Here is an 18328-nt window from a genome sequence, read left to right as displayed (position 1 = left end):
CCGCCCCCCAGCGCCCGCGCATCCGCCAGGGCATTCCGCGTTTCGCCACCCTGCGCACGATCACCGCGCTGATCCTGCGCGAGATGGCCACCTCCTACGGGCGCTCGCCGGGCGGCTATGCCTGGGCGGTGCTGGAGCCGGCCGCCGGCATCGCGCTGCTCACGGCGCTGTTCTCGGTCGGGTTCCGCTCGCCGCCGCTGGGGGTCAGTTTCGCGATGTTCTACGCGACGGGCATGCTGCCCTTCACCCTGTTCACCGACATCACCGGCAAGCTGGGGCAGTCGATGAACTACTCCAAGCAGTTGCTGGCCTACCCGCGGGTGACCTTCCTCGACACGATCCTGGCGCGCTTCGGGCTGAACCTGATGACCCAGTTCCTGGTCAGCTACCTGGTGATCGGCTCGATCCTGCTGATCTTCGACACGCGGGTGGTGATGGACGGGCCGGTGATCGCGCGGGCCTATGCGCTGGCGGCGCTGCTGGCGCTGGGGGTGGGGACCTTCAACTGTTTCATGATGCTGCGCTTCCCACTTTACCAGCGGTTCTGGTCAATCCTGATGCGGCCGCTGTTCCTGCTGTCCTGTGTCTTCTTCCTGTTCGACACCATCCCCGAACCCTACAACAACTGGCTGTGGTACAACCCGCTGGTGCACCTGGTGGGGATGATGCGGCACGGCTTCTACCCCAACTACGACGCGCCCTATGTGTCCGAGAGCTACGTCGCGCTCTTCGGGCTGGTGGCGCTGGTGCTGGGGCTGATGCTGCTCCGGCGCGACCACAAGACCGCGCTGGAGATGTGATCCGCCCGCGGATCGGGGTGTTTCGCGCGCGAAACATCCCCCGGGGATTGGCCCCCCGGGCGATCTGTGGTTGATGAGGGTTCAGCCTTCAGGGGGACCCTCGTGCTGCATCGCGTCCGGCGGCTCTTTGGTATCTACGCCGCCTATCACCTGCCCCAGGATGCGCCCTGCCCGCGCTGCGCACGCCTGCGGCTGCTGCCCGGCTTTGTCGCGGCGGGCACACGCGCCCTGCCCGATGCGATCCGCTGGGCGCGGCATCGCGACCCGGCGGCGCGGGCGCGGGTCAAGCAGCTGCTCGACCTCTCCGGCCCGGCGCCGGTGGAACTGGACGGCGCGCTGTTTCGCGCGCGAAACGACGCCCCGCCCCCCGAGGAGGTCGCCGTCACCCTTGTCATGCCGGTCTACAACGCGCTGGAGCTGACGCGCGAGGCCCTGCGCCGGGTGGCGGCGCATACCGGGATCCCCTGGCGCATCGTGATCGTCGACGATGCCTCGCCCGATCCGGATGTCCTGCCCTTTCTGCGCGACTGGGCCGGGCGCCACGCGGGCGCGGAACTGATCGAACTGCCGGAAAACCGGGGCTTTGTCGGCGCCGTCACCGCGGGGATGCAGGCGGCGCGGGCCTGGCCCGATGCCCCGGTGGTGCTGCTCAATACCGATGCCTTCTTGCCCGCGGGCTGGGCACAGCGCCTCTTGCGCCCGATCTGGGAGGATGCGCGCGTGGGATCGGTCACGCCCTTGTCGAACGATGCCGAGCTGGGCTCGGTCCCCGAACCGGGCCGCGCGCGCGAGATCGACGCCGAGGTCGCCGACGCGGTGGACCGCTACGCCGCCACGCTGAACGGCGCCGCGCAGCAGGCCGCCCCCGCCGGCGTGGGGTTCTGCATGGCACTCTCGCCGGCCGCGCTGGCAGAGGTGCCGGACTTCGACCCGGACTTTGCCCCCGGCTACGGCGAAGAGGTCGACTGGTGCCAGAAGACCGCCCAGAAGGGGTTCACCCATCTCTACGTGCCGGATCTCTTCGTCGCCCACATGGGCGGGCAGAGCTTCGGCTCGGAGGCAAAGCGCGCGCTCATCGCCCGCAACAGCGCGCGGATCACCCACCGCTATCCCCGCTTCGACGCCGAGGTGCACGGCTTCCTGCGCCGCGATCCGCTGGTCACCGCGCGCCTCGCGCTGGGGCTGGCCGAGGTGGAACAGACCCGGCGCGGCCCGCTGCCCGTCACCCTGGCCCACAGCATGGGCGGCGGCGCCGAGGTCGACCTGGAGCGCCGCATTGCCGGTGATCTCGACCGTGTCGGCGCCGCCTTCGTGATCCGGGTGGGGGGCGTGTTCCGCTTTACGCTGGAACTGCACAGCCGCCGCCCGGACGGCAGCAAGGGCCTGACCTCGGGCGGCACCGCCAGCGCGCCGCTGATCGCCCAGCTGCTGGCGCCGGTCACGGCGCGGCAGATCATCTATGCCTGCGGTGTCGGCGATCCCGATCCCGTCACCCTGCCCGACCTGCTGCTGTCGCTGCGCACCCCCGGCGATCCGCTCGAGGTGCTGGTGCATGACTATTTCCCGCTCTCGCCCACGCCCTCGTTGCTGGAGGCCGGCGAGACCTGGAAAGGCCTGCCCGACCCGCAGACCGCCAGCGCCCGCCATGCCACCCGCCGCCCCGACGGCGCCGGCGTGCCGCTGTCGCGCTGGCGGGCGGACTGGGGGCGGCTGGTCTATGCCGCCGACCGTGTCACCTGTTTCTCCGAGGCCTCGGCGCGGCTGATGGCCCAGGCCTATGCCGGCGCCCGGATCGAGGTGCACCCCCACGCGCTGCCCGCCCATGTGCCCGCGATCGCGCGCCCCGAAGGCCCGCCCGTGATCGGCGTGCTGGGCAGCCTCGCCCCGCACAAGGGCGCGGGCGTGGTGCAGCGGCTGAGCCGGGCGCTGACGCCAGGCGACCCCGGCCTTGTCCTGCTGGGCGAGATCGACCCGGCCTACCGGCTGCACCGCCCCGCGCGCCACCACGGGCGCTACGCGGTCGCGGACCTGCCCGCGCTGGTCGAACGCTACGGCATCACCTGCTGGTTCATCCCCTCGGTCTGGCCCGAGACCTTTTCCTTTACCACCCACGAGGCGCTGGCCAGCGGGCTGCCGGTCATGGTCTTCGACCTCGGCGCACAGGGCGACGCGGTGCGCGCGGCGATGGCGCGGGGGGCGCCGGGCGCGCTGCTGCCGCTCTCCGCCGTCCAGGACACGGCGGCGGTCCTGGACGCTGCGAAACGGCTGAGCGGGGCAGGGGCATGAGCGAGACCCCGACGATCGTCCTGCACGTGGGCGCGCCCGCATGTGGCGCGCATGCCCTGCAGCGCGCTCTGTCGACCACGCCCGAACTGACCACCGGCGACGGCACCCGCCTGTCCTATGCCGCGCTGCGCCCGGGCAGCCAGGCCGTGCTCTCGGGCAAGGCGTTGCGCCGGACCGCCGCGCGCGAGGTCTCGGGGCGGCTGGACTGGTCCGGCACCGAGGCGCCGCTGGCTCCGCTCGACCGGCTGCGGCGCAAGCGGGGCGGGGCGGTGCCGCTGGTCTCGGAGCCGGGCTGGATCAGCCATGCCGAGAGTTTCGCCGAGGCGCTGCCGGACTGGTTCGCCGCGGACAGCGGAGCGCCGATCGGCATCTGCGCCCTGGTGCGCCCGCCGCTGGACTGGCTGAACGCCGCCTACTGGGAATGGGGCATCTGGAGCGGGCGCGGCTTTGGCAGCTGGCTGGCGCAGACGGGCATGCCCTACACGCTGGGCAGCGACTTGGTCCGCTGGGCCGCGCTGCCCAACACGCGGCTGGCGCTGGCCCTGGCCGAGGAAGACCCGCTGCCGGCGGCAGAGGCGCTGCTGGGCACGGATCTGCCCCGGCCCGCGCAGGGCACCCCGGGCGCGCTGCCGCCCGCCTTCCTGGGCTTTCTCATGCGCAACCGGCGCTACCGCGCCGATGCACAGGACCGCACCACCGAGGAGGTGTTCCGCCGCTGGTGCCATGTGGCCGGGGCCCCGCGCCCCTGGGCGGTGCTGCCGCGCCACCTAGGCCCGCTGCGCGAGGCCACCCGCGCCGACCTTGACCGGCTCCTGCCGCTCTTGCCGAAGGCGGATCGCGCCGATCCCCGCTGGCAACTGGCCGAGGATCCCTATCACGCCGAGCTGATCCGCGGGCGCAGCCCGCTCGACGACCCCGAGGACCTGGCCGCGCTCTACCGTGCACTGGTCCGGGGCGTGGGGAGGGCGGCAGAGGCGGCGGGCAAACCCGTGCCGCCATTGCAGCCGGTGCTGGCCACCCGCGCCTCGGCCCACAGCTGGGACGTGGCGCTGGCGCGGGCGCTGGAACACCTCATCGCGCTGGACGCGGGGCTGCGCCGGCGGCGGCTGTCGCTGGGCCTCTGAGGCATGTTTCGCGCGCGAAACGCTCAGCCCTTGCGGCTGCGTTTCGCGATCCAGGCCTCGAGATCCTTCAGGAAACTCTCGTCCAGGTCCGCCCCGATCAACGCCAGTTCGCGCGACGACCGCCGCACCACCGTCACCGGGGCAGGGGAGGGCGCCGGGGCGCTGGCGGGTTTCGCCGGCGCCAGGGCCCGGCGCAACAGCGCCGCCTCGGCCTCGGGCGTAGCGGGGGCCTCGCGGCGCAGCAGGGCGGTCAGCTGACGCGCCAGACCCGGGCTCTCCTCCAGCGCCTGCGCCAGCGCCAGCCCCTGGCGTTCGCCAAGCGCGCGGGGAAAGCCCAGCTCTCCGTCCAGGGCCCGCACGATCGCGGTAAAGCTCTTGATCTTGGACCGTTTCGCGCGCGACGCCGTGGCAAAGAGCCCGCGCAGCGCCTCGGCCTCGTCGGGATAGGCCCCGGCCTCGACCGCGCGGGTGACGATGCGGGCGCGCTCGTAATGGCTCAGTCCGACGCGGATCTCGTTTTCCTCGATCATCGCCACATAGGCCTCGGCGCTTTCCGAAGGCCGCCGCAGCAGCGCCAGCACCTTGCCAAAGCGCGCCTCGCCGGTCTCGGCCTGCAGCCGTTCCAGCGCCAGGCAGCGCCGCCAGCCCGAGATCAGCCCGTAACGCGCCCCGTCCCGGTTGGGATAGAGATCGACCAGGTCGACCGGGCTTTGCTGGCCGCGGGCGCGGATGCTCTCGACCAGGGCGGCCATCTCTTCCTCGTCCACCGTCGGGATGCGGTCGCGCGAGAGATAGTCGCGCCGGATCTCGGACAGGGACACCGCGATCACCATGCGCCCCTCGGCGCGGTCCTGGTCACGCTGCCGGGCCAGTTCCTCGGCCGCTGCGGTGGCGCTGGCCTCGCGGGCGACATCGGCGATGGGCGCGCGGGAGGGGGCGCTGACGGCGGATTTGGTTTCCGGCGCCGGTTCCAGGAACATCGGGTTGGCGGGGGTCAGGCGTTTGCGCTTGGCCATGTCATGTCCTCCTTGGGTTGTCCCCAAGTCTGCGGTCCGGGGTTAAGACAGTCTGAGCGGGGCGCACGGTGGTCAGCCGGGCAGGGGGCGCTGCCCCCCGGCTCTTCGAGCCTCCCCCCGGAGGTATTTGGAGAGAGAAGAAACATGGCCGAGCGCGCTCTTGTGCTTCTTTTCTCTGAAAATACCTCCGGGGGAGTCGACCGAAGGGAGACGGGGGCAGCGCCCCCGACAAACCTCTGGCATGATGCCCCGCGCTCTCACCGTTTCGCGCGCGAAACAGCGAGACGCGGCAAACTCTCCCGGGGAGAGTTCGAGGGGCGAACCGGCGGAGCCCCTTCATTCGGCGGCCTGTGCGTTCGCGCGTTCGTCCCGCCGCCAGGCGCCGATCACCAGGCTTTTGACCGCCGCCCATGTGGCGTCGAAGGTCTCGCGCCCGCGGACATAGGTCTCGCGGTTGAAATCGCGGTAATCGGCCTCGTAGATGCCCTGCACCTGTTCGCCGGCTTGGCCGATCAGCGCCGTGTAGCCCTGCCGGTGCGGTGACAGCGTCGTGCCCAGGTAGCTTTGCATCAGCGCCGCCAGTTCCGCCTGCTGGGCGCCGTCGTAGCGGGTGACCACCGCGCGCACCGCGTCCCACTCAAAGGCCAGCCCCTCGCGGCCGAGCGCCCGGGCGGCGATGTTCTCGGCCTCCTCGATCGAGCCGAAGGTGGAATGCAGCATGTCGAAGAAACGCCCGGTACTGTCGAACTCGAGGAACGAGGCCCCCAGCGGCACCAGCAGGATGTCGGCGGCGGCCAGCCCGTTGATCGTCAGGTAGCCGAGGGCAGGGGGTGTATCGATGAAGACGAGGTCGTAGTCGTCGAGAACGCCGTCCTCCTCGAGGCTTTCGGTCAACGCGTCCCAGAGCCGCCAGCCGCGCGCCGCCATCCGCCAGACCGGGATCTGGAACTCGGCCCAGTAGAGGTTCAGCTGGGCGCCGATCAGGTCGATGTTGGGCCAGTGGGTTTCCTGGATCAGCCCCTGCGCGGTCGCCTCGAGCGCCTCGGACAGCGTGTCGTCCAGCGGTTGCGGCGCCTCGCCCCGGGCGGCGCGGGCCTGGTTGTCGCCCTGCAGGTGGCGGGCGTAGTGGCGTGCCAGCAGGGGAAAGACCGTCTGCCATTCATCCTCGATCCTGCCGCCGAAGATCGAGGTCATGGAGCCCTGGCTGTCGAGGTCGATCACCAGCACCTTGTAACCATCGAGCGCGGCGGACATGGCAAGATGGGCGGCGGTCGAGGTCTTGCCGACCCCGCCCTTGAAATTCGCCACCGCCAGCATCTTGGCCGGCAGGCCCCCGGGGCGGTAGGGGCGGTAATCCTTGGTCTTGGATCCCTTGGCGCCGAAATGGGCGCGCAGTTTCAGCACCTCGTCGAGGGTGAACCACTTGGCGCCGCCCGCGGTTTCCGAACGGCCCTGCGGCAGCTCCGGGTTTTCCTTGAGCACGCGGCGGAAATGGCCGGTTGCGACGGGGATCAGGTAGCGGGTGATTTCCCAGGTCGAGAACAGCCGCAGGCTGCGCTTGCCGTGTTCCTCGAGGCCTCGGCTTTCGAGATCCTGGCGCCCGGCGGCGCAGGCGCTGGCGATGCGGGCGAAATCGGCGGTGCCGGCGGGGGCGTCGAGCTGCGTGGCGGCAAGGTCGGAGTCGATGCCGACATAGGGCGGAAGCGCGCTCATGCGGGTGCTCTCATGGGATGGTCCTGTCCTGTGTCCCGGGGGCGGGTGGGGCTCGATACGGCGCGATGTGCGCTCTTTTTCTCAGGATACGTCAAAACAGCGCACATGGGAAGGAAATGCGCACATAAGCGGGGATTTTGTGGAGGAGCCGTGGAGATGTGGCAAATCTGGCCCGAAGGGATGTGTTAATTCAAGGTTATAGAATCCGTTAAGGTGGGAATTTTCCGTGCAACCCCCCGGAATCACGGGCTTTGCCGAAGGGGGGCGACTCTGAACCCACGCTGGGCCGACTCTGATCCCCCGAGGAGGCGACTCTGCTCCCCCGAAAGCGCGGCGGTTTTCCCCGGGTTTTTCCGCCGGGCCGGTGGACGGGTCTTGTGGATAACTTTAGGCTGGGTGTCACTGATCCCCCGAAAGCGATTCCGGACCAAACCGGGACGTGAGAGAGGCCCGGGGGGCGGCGAGGGCAAGATGAGCAGCACGACCGGGGGGCTTCTGCCCGACCGCCATCCGACCGGGGATTTCTTTGTCTGCGACATCTTCGATGCCGCGCCCAAGGATGACATGGCCTCGATGGAACATCCGATCTTTTCGCTCTCGACGCGGCCGGACACGCGGGTGCTGCGCTACGCCCACAACGGCATGAGCGTCGAGGTCACGCCCTCGGTCAAGGGCCGGGCGACGATCCACGACAAGGACATCCTGATCTACTGCATCTCCCAGCTGATGGCGGCGGTGAACGCGGGCCGCGAGGTGTCGCGGCAGCTGACCCTGCGCGCCCATGATCTCTTGGTGGCGACCAACCGGGACACCTCGGGGGATGCCTATGCGCGGCTGAAGGAGGCCTTCGAGCGGCTGGCGGGCACGCGCATCACCACCAACATCGCCACCGGCGGAGAGGAGACGACGCGCGGTTTCGGCCTGATCGAGGCCTGGGAGATCGTGCGCAAGACCCGGGGCGGACGCATGGTCTCGGTCCGGGTGGTGCTGTCGGACTGGCTCTACCGGGCGGTGCTGGCGAAATCCGTGCTGACGCTGTCGCGCGATTATTTCCGGCTGAGGAAACCGTTGGAGCGGCGGATCTATGAACTGGCGCGCAAGCATTGCGGGCGGCAGAAGTCGTGGCGGGTGAGCGTGGGGGTGCTGCACAAGAAGGCGGGGAGCGCCGCGCCGGTGCGGGTGTTCCGCGCCGCGATCCGCAAGATGGTGGCCCAGGATCACCTGCCGGATTACGCGCTGGAGGAGGTCGAGGGCGACATGGTGGTCTTCAGCCGCCGCGACGTGGTGGTCGAGGAGGGGCCAGGGCAGGGACCGGGGACCGGCCTGCCGCCGCTCAGCCCCGAGACGCTCGAGGCGGCGCGGGCCCTGCGCCCCGGCGCGGATGTCTACGCGCTGGAGGCCGAGTGGCGCGCCTGGTGGGCGCGCACGGGCCGGGCGCCGGTGCGGAACGCCGACAAGGCGTTTCTGGGGTTCGTGGCCGGGTCAGGCGAAGCCTGACAAACTCTCCGGGGGAGAGTTCGAGGCCACGAAGGGCGAAGCCCCGGGGCGTGGGATTTGCAGGTGGTTCGTGGCCGGTTTGAAGCGTTACTCCGCCGGTCAGTTGGCGAGACGGTCAGAAACCACCGGTTTTGACACAGCTGCACCCACAGGCTGGGGGAGGTCCCACGGGTGACAGAAAGCTCGTAGCTCGCTACTCTGGAAACCTCTTATCCGCACAAGACGATCTCAGAGTAATGATTTGATTCCGAGAAAGGCTCGCAATGGGGCATATCTGGAAATTCTTGGCATGGCGCCGCGCACTGTCGGTCGGTCGGCCTTCTCCCGCGCGCTTCCCAAGTGAGGGATCCGCCATGGCTGCGTTTCTGCTCGGAATGGCCTTGGCCGGAAACGCGGTCGGTGACGTTCCAGTCGATCCGGTTGGGAACTATCTCGGTTGTGACACCGATCCCGCCGCCAGTCCCTATTGTACCGATCCCGAACTCCGAGCACTCTTTCATGAACAGAACCTGCTCGGCGCGGAATTACAAGGTCTGGCGAAGGTTGAGATCGGATCGTCTGGCTCTCTGCCGGGCTGGATGGTGCTGCGCCAGGTCAGAAACAGCCTCGCACTGGATATGCGGAGGTGCAACGGCGACAGAAACTGCCTGCTTACCGAGATGGAACAACGCGCCGTGGCGCTGCGTCTCGCCGTCGGCAGGCCACCCGATACGCCGCTCGTCACCCCCAAGGAGGCCACGGAGCTCGACGCTGCGGGTGACGCGGATGCCGAGCGCCTCCGCGCGGTCGCCCGCGAGATTGCGGAGGCTTATCCGGTCGAATGGGAGAAGACTCGCGCCCTGCTCGCTCCACCCGACGACCCCGACTTCGTCGAGCCGCTCTTCGCTTGGCGAAACCCCGCTCCCGAGGTCTGGGCGTCGAAGCGCGAGCGCAACTGCCGCGGCGATCTCGCGTGCCTTGCCGACAGAACCGACCTTGACAGGCTGCTCGGCGTACAGCGCGAGGCAGAGGCCGCGCGGGCAGCGGCCGTGGCCCGTGCGGCGGAGGAGGAGCGTGAAAGAGCTGTCGCCGAGGAGCGGCGCATTGCGGCAGAGCGGCGTCTCGCGGAACAGCGCGCGGCCTTCGTCGAACGGCTCGAACGCTACAACATCGACGGATTGCTGCCGGAGGGCAGCAAGCTTCGCCCGATCCTGTTTGGCCGCTTCGCGACCTTCGACCGGCAAACGGCCCTGCCACTGGCGAAGGAGGTCGCGGACGGATTCCGCGGTGCAGTGGCGCTCTTCGGCGGAGAATACATGGCATCCACTTTGGACAGCAGAGCCCGGGACAACCGCCGCAACCTCGTGCTTGCCGCCTACGGGCTGACCCGCAAAGAAGTGCTCGGCTATTGCGGTGACAGGAAAGTGCAAGTCTATCGACGCTCGACGCCCGGAAGCGAACTCCGGACGCTGGGTGGCATCACGATCCAGCGTCAAGAAGGGGTCGATATCTATACCGACGTCCCTGCGCCTTTCGCGCGCTTCGTGAAAGGGGCGCATTTTGAACGCGGGACAGACCACTTCCGAGCGGAGATCAGTCGGTTCGGTTCCTGCGACCATCCCGTCCGCAGGGTGCTCGAGCACAACCTGATCGCCTATGCCACGGGCGGGCAGGCAATCCCCTGGGATCCCAAAAACACGGAGATGTACCGCCTTCTGAGGTAGACCGTTCTAGGTGATTGAGCCCGGAGTGTATCGCCAGGACGGTAACCACCGTTTTTGACGTCGCACCGGCCGCCATATGCAGCCGCTGCATGTACGTTTGAGGATACCGATAGCGACTGCTAGGGTGGCCTCGATCAGGTCGGCAGACGCCTTTCCTGATCGTCAGTGGCAGCATGTGCGCTGCCAAGCTCGCGCGATCCTGGTCGAAGGGATCTGCCCGAAGCCCCCACATCACGGAAGCAACTGAAAGAGGGAAGCCATCACCTACGCGAAGCTATTGAGAGCTGCCGTTGGCGGGGCTGTCGCGATCACCGTTGCCAATGTCGTCAGCAATATCCTCTTCTTTCAACTCGGCCGGCCGCTACTTTTCGAGAACGAAACTCAAAGTGCCAAGGTCATCGCGGTTCTTTTCGAGACGGAACCGCTTCCCCTCATGTTCACGAACGGCCCGCTATACATGGTCATCGCCGCCGCGATTGGAGCCATCCATGGTCTGGTCTTCTATTGGATCGAGCCCGCGTTGCCGCGTGGAATCGTGACGCGGGGTCTGGCCTTTGCCGCCATACTATGGGCGCTGATGGCGCTGTATTTCGAGTTCCACACACCCTTCAACATGTTCGGCGAACCGGTTGCACTTGTCGCGGTCGAGCTTGTGTTCTGGATTGGGGTCACAGTGGCCCAAGGCCTCGTCCTGTCCATGATCTACGGGAGGGGTCGGCATGAATTGGCAAACCCTGTGGAATGACGGCGCAGTCATTTCCGTTCACGCGCTCGTCGCACTCCTCGCGATGGGGGGGGCGCGGTTCAGTTCCTGACTCCCAAAGGGACGATGGCGCACAAGGCGCTTGGCCATGTCTGGGTCGGCGCCATGGGTGTGGTCGCGATGTCGGGTTTCTGGATTCATGAGTTCCAATGGTTCGGGCCGTTTTCGATCATTCACGTCCTATCGCTCCTGGTCTTTGCCACGTTGATCTACGTCATTCGCGCGATCCGGCGGGGGGGCCCCCGACCTCCGGTGTTGCGCGATCCCGGTGGGGGCGTGCGTTGGCATAGAGCCGCGTTAACCCTCTCTCCCTAGTTCTCCCCTCCGGTGCTTCGAGGAGGGTTGTCCCATGTCCGATGTCTCGGCGGTTCTCACGCTGCCTTACCTGCTGCCGTCGCAGGCGCAGAAACATGTCACCCACAACGAGGCGCTGCGGCGGCTGGACGTGGCGGTGCAGCTGGCGGTGATCGCCCGCGATGTGACCGCGCCGCCCGCCAGCCCGGCGCAGGGCGACCGCTACCTGGTGCCCGCCGGGGCCACCGGGGTGTGGGCCGGCCACGCGGACGAGATCGCTGTATACGACATGAATACATGGATCTTCCAGGCGCCGGTGGCGGGCTGGCAGGCGCGGGTGCTGGGCGAGGATGCACAGGTCCGGTTCGACGGCAGCCAGTGGCAGGACGGGGCTGGGACCCTGCAGGCGGAGACGCTGGGCGTGAACGGGGCGGCGGATGCCACCAACCGGCTGACCAGCACGGCGCCGGCCACCCTGCTGACCCATGACGGCGCGGGCCACCAGCTGAAGGTGAACAAGGCCGCGGAGACCGAGACCGCCAGCCTGCTGTTCCAGACCGGCTGGTCGGGCCGGGCCGAGATGGGCACCACGGGCACGGATGACTTTGCCATCAAGGTCAGCGCCGATGGTGCCGCCTGGGTCACGGCGCTGGCCTTTGACGGGACAAGCGGCACGGCGTCGGGCGCGGCGGTACAGGACGCGCCGACCGACACCGGCGCCGGGAAACTGGCGCGGGCGGATTACGCCTATGGGCCGGGCAACCTGCTGGGGGCGGTCGCGCAATCGGGCGGCACGCCCACCGGCGCGGTGCTGGAAAGCGGGTCGAACGCCAACGGGCATTACCTGCGGCTGGCGGATGGCACGCAGATCTGCTGGCATCAGATGTCGTCCAGTTCTTCGGGCGCGACGCTGTGGAGCTTTCCCGCCGCCTTTGCCAGCGGGTCGGTGCCGATGGTGCAGGCCACGAACCAGGTCCAGACGGCGCATTTCGCCTCGACCGGGGCGCCTGCAGCCGGGGGGGTGAGCTTTTCGGTCTGGGGGCTGTCGGGATCGCGGGTGACGCTGAACACCGGGCTGATGGCCTGCGGACGCTGGATCTGAGGAGGGATGACCATGACTCACCTGACGATAGATTTCGCGCCGGTGCGCCGGGACGGGACCCTGGTGCTGGAGCGGCGGGGCAATATCCTGGTCGCCAATGGCGAGACCTATGACCTGGCGGCGCTGGCGGCAGAGAGCCCGGAAACGCCCGGCGAAGGCTGGGTGCAGGCGGTGCGTGTCACCGACGCGGGGCTGGCGGCTTTGGTGCTGCTGCCGCACGGGGCGGATGCGCCCGAGGCGCTGCGCTTTCCGCAACCGGTCACGGTGGAGACGGACGGAGAGATCCCGGTTCCGGGGTGAGCCCCGGGCCGAAGCGGCGGCGGCAGGAGAACAGCAAGAAGGACACTGGACCCGCATGGGGTCGACATGCTCCCCTGTCGGCAATCACGCCTGTCGACACTCAAGGGGGAGGGCCGGGATGCCGAGTTACCGGAGTTTCATCGGGGACAGGAACGCGCCCGGTTTTCTGTGGGAAGGCCGCGACGACGCAGGCTTCAACACGGGGAATACGCCGCCCAGGCTGGTTCCGCGCGAATTTCACCTCGATCTTGCCTTCAGCCACCGATGGTACGAGAGCCATGCCGCTTCGGGCCGGTTCCCGGCACGCCAGCTCGATTGGGGCGCATGGGCCATCGAAGTCTCGAAAACGGAATGCCTGGGCATCTGGGATGAGGTCCGGGAGACGCGTCGAGCCGAGAATTGGGAGGCGATCCGGGCGCAGATCGAGGCGCTGCCGGATGACCGGCAGTACGTGATCGTTGTCATGGAGCTGGCCTGAAAGCGGGCGTGAACGCTGGCCTGCGCAAGGCGCGGGCGGGGCCAGACGGGCCCGGACGGGCAAGGCGTTCCGGTTTCGACCCCGACGCCGCGGACGCGGGATGGCCGCGCGGGGGCCGAAACCGTGGCTCCTCCGACCGCGCTCAACTCCGCGCGTAGACGTCCTCGTAGCGGATGATGTCGTCCTCGCCGAGGTAGGACCCCGTCTGCACCTCGATCAGCACCATCGGCACCTTGCCGGGGTTTTCCATCCGGTGCACCGCACCCAGCGGGATGTAGACCGACTGGTTTTCCGTCACCAGCTTGACCTCTTCATCCACCGTCACCCTGGCGGTGCCCTGCACGACGATCCAGTGTTCGGATCGGTGGTGGTGCGATTGCAGGCTCAGCGCCGCGCCGGGGTGGACGTGGATGCGCTTCACCTGGAAACGCTCGCCGATCACCAGACTTTCGAACCAGCCCCAGGGGCGGTGGTCGATCGGGAAATCGGTGGCCTGCTTGGCGCCGCGGTCGCGCAGCACCTTGACCGCCTTCTTGACGTTCTGCGCCTCGGACATGTCGGCAACCATGACCGCGTCGCGCATGGAGACGGCGACCATGTTCTTGAGCCCGATGCCGATCAGCTCCTGGTCGGCGGTCTCGGCACGCAGGAGCGAGCCCTCGCAGTCGAGCGCGGTGGCATGGTCGGAGACCGCGTTGCCGGCGTCGTCGCGTTCCGACTCCAGCCAGACGGATTCCCAGCCGCCCAGGTCGGTCCAGTGGCCGTCGAAGCGCACCGCCGAGAGGTTGGGCGCCTTTTCCATCACCGCGTAGTCGATCGACTGGTCCTCGACCTGCGCCCAGAGCTCGGGATCGATGCGGGTAAAGCCCAGGTCGCCCTTGGCCGCCTGCATCGCCGCGCCGACCTGGTCGAGGATCCCCGGGGCATGGTCGCGGAAGGCATCGACGAGCACCGATGCCTTTGCCAGGAAAACCCCCGCGTTCCAGAGATAGCGCCCGTCGCCGAACAGTTTTTCGGCGGTCTCTGCGTCGGGTTTCTCGACGAAACGTTCCAGTTTCAGGACACCATTCTGCTCGGCCCCGGTTTCCAGCCAGCCATAGCCGGTTTCCGCCCGGGTGGGCGCGATGCCGAAGGTGACGATCTGCCCGGCCTCGGCGGCGGTGGCCCCCTGCAGCACCGCGTCGCGGAACAGTTCGGGCTGCGAGATGGCGTGATCCGAGGGCGCCAGCAGGATCATCGCCTCGGCGTCCTGGGCCAGGGCAAAGAGCGCGGCAGCAGCGGCGGCGGGGGCGGTGTTGCGGCCCTCCGGTTCGATCAGGATGCCCGCGGGCTTCAGCCCGATCTCGTCCAGCTGCTCGGTCACGATAAAGCGGAAGGGATCCCCGGTGACCACCAGCGGCGCGGCAAAGCCGGACCCGGTAAAGCGCCGGGCCGAGGCCTGGAACAGGCTTTCCTCGCCCACCAGGTCGGCGAACTGCTTGGGGTAGGACTTGCGCGAGAGGGGCCAGAGACGGGTGCCGGACCCGCCGCAGAGAAGAACCGGGAAGATCATTGAATCAATATCCTTCGAGTTGGAGCAAAATCATCGGGCCATCCCCTTGCGAGGCTCTTCGCACAAAAGCGCCACCAGCCCGGCGGGCCGCGGATCGGAGGGGGGATCGCCTTGGTGATACATGGTCTGGATGATCAGCTTGTCGGGCGGGGTGTCGGCCGGGTTATCGGGAGGCGTGTCGATGTCTATCTGCACCACCCCGCCGGGTATCTCAACCCCGCCGGCCCCGTCGCCCAGCACCAGCTGGCGCAATTGCTGCGGCGGGTGGCCGGGGCCGTGCGGAACCTGCGTCACATAGCGGCCCAAGAGGGTCTTGCCGGCCGCGACCCGGATCACCGGGCCGCTGCCCGAGGTCACGAGGATCGCCGCCAGCGCCCGGCCCCTGGTCTCGATGGGCAGGGGTTCGCCGAACGGGGCAAAGGGGCAGTCCATCCCGGCCAGCGCAAAGCTGTCGCTGCGGGTGGCGGGCGCGCGCAGGCAGAGCGTCAGCGCGTCGAAATGCGCCGCGCGGTCCCGGGGCGGGCGCGGCGCCGGCGCCGTTTCCAGCGCCACCAGCGCCGCCTCGGCCAGCCGCCGGGGCAGGGGGGTCGTCGTCTCGTGGACCGCGTTGCGCGCGTACCAGGCGTCGAGATCCCCGGGCGGGCCGCGTTCCAGCACCCGGATCAGCGCGCCGTCGTCCAGCACCGTGACGCCGTAATCGGCGAAGAGCGCGCGCAGCCGGGTGACATAGCTGTCGTCCTGCGCCATGCCCGCCTGCATCCGGCTCCGCGTCAGCAGCGCCACGAAGGGCCGGCCCTGCCGGGCACAGAGCTGCAACAGCCATTCGACGTGGTAGATCAGGCTGGCCAGGTCCTGGCCGCCGGCCAGGTGGGTGTATTCGTTGATCCCCTGTTCCCAGATCACCGGCGCCCCGGGCCAGTTGTCGCCCTGCGCCAGCAGCCGGTAGAGCGCCGTCGCCGTGGTGCCCGCCACCCCCGAGAGATTCCGCCCCGTGACCTGCCGGGCATGGTCGCGCCGCAGCACATGGCCCCAGCCCTCGGCCACCATCGCATTGGCGCCGCCCATCAGCAGGACGGGAGGCGGGGCCGCGGGCCCGTCATCGGGGCGCGGGTCGGTCTCGGGGCGGGCGCGCAGGGTCGGGCGGCATTGCTCCATCAGCGCCGCGGGGATCCCGAGCAGCCGGAAAATCCCCATCTCCGCCACCGCGCCGCGGGCGAATTCCTTCTCGAAGGCCCAGGTCGCAAGTGTGCCGCGCCCCTGCAGGGCAAAGGTGATCTCGTCGTGCAACCCCGTCCAGTCGACCTGCGGGTCGAACTGCGCCATGTAGCTGTCGAGATCGCCCGCGAAGCCGCCCCGGTTCACCGCCTGCCGGTGCAGGTTCTTCAGCCAGGCCGGCGGGTTGCGCTCGAAAAGGGTCAGTACCGGGTCGAACTCCGCCAGTTCCGCCATCAGCGCATCGAGGATCGGGCAGAGGCCGGGATAGATCTCGGTCTCGAGGTGGCCGGCCTCGGCATGGCCCAGCGGAGGGCCCAGCAGGTCTTCCTCGCTCAGGCAGACCTGCGGCGCCGGCTCATCCCGGATTACCGCGGCCAGCGCGCGGGCGGCCTCGGCCAGGGCGGTGCGCGCCCCCGCCCGGCCCCGCGCCGTGGCCAGCGCCGCCGCGCGCAGCGGGACGACCTGCGGGTGATCGGGACCGTAGAGCGCCAGGTGCGGGGCGAGGATCTCGGCGTGATCCTCCAGCCATTGCCGGATCAGCCCGGCCCCGGCCTGGTGATAGCCCGCGTGCAGGATCAGCCGCTCCGCCATCTCAGCCTCCCGCTGCCCGCGTGGGCGGATGCGCCAGCAGGGGCCGCAGCCGCGCGGCATAGCGCGCGCCCACCGCCTCCGGAGAGAAGTCGCGGCGGATCCGCGCCTGGGCCCGGGCGGCGCGGGCGACACGTTCTTCGGGCTGGTCGTAGAGCGCCCGCATCTGGGCGGCGGCATGGGCGATGTCGGGCTCGGCCCAGTGCTGGCCCGGGCGGACAAAGATGTACGCATCCGGGCCGACCTCGGTCAGGCTGTAATCCACCAGCCAGCAGCTGTCTGCGCTGCAGAAGGCCATGTTGGCGGAATAGGCGGTGGCCAGCACCGGCGTCCCGAGGTTCATCGCCTCGATCATGCCAAAGCCCCAGCCCTCGGCACGGTGCAGCGAGACATAGGCATCCGCCCCCCGCACCAGCTGCAGCACCTCGTCATAGGGCAGGGTCGCGTCCAGCAGGGTGATGCGCGGATCGCGCGCCAGCGCCGCGTCCACCGCCTGCCACATGCGGGCCTGTGCCGGGTCGGCCACCCGCGCGCGGTTCTGGGTCTTGATCAGCAGCCGCACCGGCGGGCCGTCGGGCGCGTCCCGGGGAAAGGCCCGCTCGAAGGCGGCCAGCACGCCCTGCGGGTTCTTGCGCCCCAGAAAGGAGAAACTGTCGAAGCTGACGAGAAAGGTGAACTCTTCCGGCCCGGCGCCGGTCCGGGCGCGCAGGCGGGCGCGGGCCGGCTCGCGCGGGATCTCGGGCAGGGGCTCGTAGCTCATGCCGACCTCCCGGACCGGGCAGGCGCAATGCGGGGCAAAGCTCTCGACGCCGAAAGGCGCGGCCACCCAAAGCTCGTCGACCATTTGCAGGCCCAGGAAATGGCAGGCGGCGGGGCTGTCCAGTTCCCAGAAGGGATAGGCGATATTGTGGCGCCCCGAGAAGACATCGGGCAGGTAGGCCACCGCCAGCGGCAGCGCCTCGACGTTGAGATGCCAGAGGTTGACGCGCGCCGGGCGCCAGGCCGCGGCCTTGCCGCCGCCACCGGGCGAGGGATCGTCGAGCGCGCAATCCACCCGGTGCACGGCAAAACCCGCCTCATCCAGCATCCGCGCCGACAGCCGGGTGGCCTGGCCCAGGCCCGAGGCGCGGGCAAAGGGGCCGATCACCTGCACATCAGTTCCGGGTCCCGCTTCGGGGGCCTCTGCCGGGGGCGGGTGGCGGGCAAACTCCGCCCGGTGGCCCTCGGCGGTGCGGCAGGTGAAGGACAGGCCGTGCAAGTCGAAGCCCGCCCGCGCCAGCGCCCGGGCATAGCCCGCCGAGGTGATCTCCGGCCCGCCCGTCGCCCGGCAGAACCCTGCCAGCGCGCCGCCCTCCAGCGCGGCGGTGCGGCTTGCTTCGGGGATGTAGCGCAAGAGATCGGGGCGCGAGAGCGCCAGCACCATCAGGGCGCAGGTCAGGTCGCGGGGCCCCTCGGGGCGCCCGGGGTCCAGCGCCGCCAGTTCCGGCAGTTCGGCGCGAAAGCGCAGCATGAAGGCCGACAGCGGCCAGTCGCCCGCCGGCTGGCCGGGGGCGGGGGCCGCGAGGCTTGCCAGGATCTCCCCCGGTACCAGGCAATCCTCGCAGCCCATCTCGGGCGCGCGGCGGGCGGCCCACCAATAGGCCAGGGCCGCGCCCTGCAACCCCGGCACCTCGTCGCGGAAGGCGCCGATGGCGCGCGACGGGGCATCCCCGTCGCCGGGGGCGTTCAGCCAGTCGATCGCCTGCGCCGAGAGCGGGATGCGCAGCCCGGCGCGGGCGCTGCCGTAATCGTCGAGGTAATGGCGCAGGAAGGGCAACACGTCGCCGGGGCGGCGGGCCGGGTCGAACCGGCTGTCCAGCCGGTCGCGCAGGCGCAGGAACTCGGCATAGGCGAACAG

The 18328-nt window shown here is 69.4% G+C and carries 15 protein-coding genes; 10 read left to right on the top strand and 5 right to left on the bottom strand.

All coding sequences use genetic code 11. From position 1 onward, the window contains the following. The 3 genes from RBB42_RS26735 to RBB42_RS26725 all read left to right on the top strand — a co-directional run. On the top strand, positions 1-800 hold an 800-nt coding region (locus tag RBB42_RS26735), incomplete at its 5' end, for an ABC transporter permease (protein ID WP_371931842.1). 102 nt (positions 801-902) lie between these two features. After that, positions 903-3086, top strand: a complete 2184-nt coding sequence (locus RBB42_RS26730) for a glycosyltransferase (protein ID WP_305972399.1) — start codon at positions 903-905, stop codon at positions 3084-3086. Next, on the top strand, positions 3083-4210 hold the full coding sequence (locus RBB42_RS26725) for a hypothetical protein (protein ID WP_305972398.1): 1128 nt from the start codon (positions 3083-3085) through the stop codon (positions 4208-4210). Before RBB42_RS26730 ends, RBB42_RS26725 begins: the two co-directional genes overlap by 4 nt. A gap of 23 nt (positions 4211-4233) precedes the next feature. Here the strand turns inward: RBB42_RS26725 and RBB42_RS26720 are convergent, their stop codons facing one another. Both RBB42_RS26720 and RBB42_RS26715 read right to left on the bottom strand, forming a co-directional pair. Beyond that, entirely contained in the window at positions 4234-5226 is a 993-nt protein-coding gene (locus RBB42_RS26720) for a ParB/RepB/Spo0J family partition protein (RefSeq protein WP_305972397.1), read from the bottom strand. 336 nt (positions 5227-5562) lie between these two features. Beyond that, positions 5563-6939: an AAA family ATPase gene (locus RBB42_RS26715; RefSeq protein ID WP_305972396.1), complete on the bottom strand. Its 1377-nt coding sequence runs from the start codon at positions 6937-6939 to the stop codon at positions 5563-5565. 471 nt (positions 6940-7410) lie between these two features. Here RBB42_RS26715 and RBB42_RS26710 point away from each other — a divergent pair, with 471 nt between their 5' ends. From RBB42_RS26710 to RBB42_RS26685, 7 genes are all read left to right on the top strand, one after another. Next, the gene (locus RBB42_RS26710; protein ID WP_305972395.1) at positions 7411-8436 is read left to right on the top strand and encodes a replication initiator protein A; all 1026 of its coding nucleotides are present in this window, start codon (positions 7411-7413) and stop codon (positions 8434-8436) included. 353 nt (positions 8437-8789) lie between these two features. Further along, the gene (locus RBB42_RS26705) at positions 8790-10139 is read left to right on the top strand and encodes a hypothetical protein (protein ID WP_305972394.1); all 1350 of its coding nucleotides are present in this window, start codon (positions 8790-8792) and stop codon (positions 10137-10139) included. Positions 10140-10416: 277 nt separating this feature from the next. Then, positions 10417-10884: a hypothetical protein gene (locus RBB42_RS26700; RefSeq protein WP_305972393.1), complete on the top strand. Its 468-nt coding sequence runs from the start codon at positions 10417-10419 to the stop codon at positions 10882-10884. Positions 10885-10968: 84 nt separating this feature from the next. Further along, the gene (locus RBB42_RS28195) at positions 10969-11217 is read left to right on the top strand and encodes a DUF2306 domain-containing protein (RefSeq protein ID WP_371931823.1); all 249 of its coding nucleotides are present in this window, start codon (positions 10969-10971) and stop codon (positions 11215-11217) included. 34 nt (positions 11218-11251) lie between these two features. After that, positions 11252-12298 carry a DUF2793 domain-containing protein gene (locus RBB42_RS26695; RefSeq protein WP_305972392.1) on the top strand — a complete coding sequence of 349 codons (1047 nt, stop codon included), beginning with the start codon at positions 11252-11254 and terminating at the stop codon, positions 12296-12298. 12 nt (positions 12299-12310) lie between these two features. Beyond that, positions 12311-12598 (top strand): hypothetical protein, encoded by a 288-nt coding sequence (locus RBB42_RS26690; RefSeq protein ID WP_305972391.1) that lies wholly within the window; start codon positions 12311-12313, stop codon positions 12596-12598. 118 nt (positions 12599-12716) lie between these two features. Continuing rightward, the gene (locus tag RBB42_RS26685; RefSeq protein ID WP_305972390.1) at positions 12717-13076 is read left to right on the top strand and encodes a hypothetical protein; all 360 of its coding nucleotides are present in this window, start codon (positions 12717-12719) and stop codon (positions 13074-13076) included. Positions 13077-13218: 142 nt separating this feature from the next. Here RBB42_RS26685 and RBB42_RS26680 read toward each other — a convergent pair whose 3' ends face one another. The 3 genes from RBB42_RS26680 to RBB42_RS26670 all read right to left on the bottom strand — a co-directional run. After that, positions 13219-14628 (bottom strand): mannose-1-phosphate guanylyltransferase/mannose-6-phosphate isomerase, encoded by a 1410-nt coding sequence (locus tag RBB42_RS26680; RefSeq protein WP_305972389.1) that lies wholly within the window; start codon positions 14626-14628, stop codon positions 13219-13221. Positions 14629-14658: 30 nt separating this feature from the next. Beyond that, the gene (locus RBB42_RS26675; protein ID WP_305972388.1) at positions 14659-16434 is read right to left on the bottom strand and encodes a hypothetical protein; all 1776 of its coding nucleotides are present in this window, start codon (positions 16432-16434) and stop codon (positions 14659-14661) included. Between the two features lies 1 nt (position 16435). Beyond that, the coding region (locus tag RBB42_RS26670) for a glycosyltransferase (RefSeq protein WP_306043933.1) at positions 16436-18328 on the bottom strand (1893 nt) is incomplete at its 5' end.

Origin of the sequence: Mameliella sp. MMSF_3455, from assembly GCF_030733205.1 — a bacterium.
Classification (GTDB): Bacteria; Pseudomonadota; Alphaproteobacteria; order Rhodobacterales; family Rhodobacteraceae; genus Antarctobacter.
The sequence above is the reverse complement of the archived record's forward strand: the minus strand, read 5'-3'. Positions and strand labels throughout refer to the sequence as shown.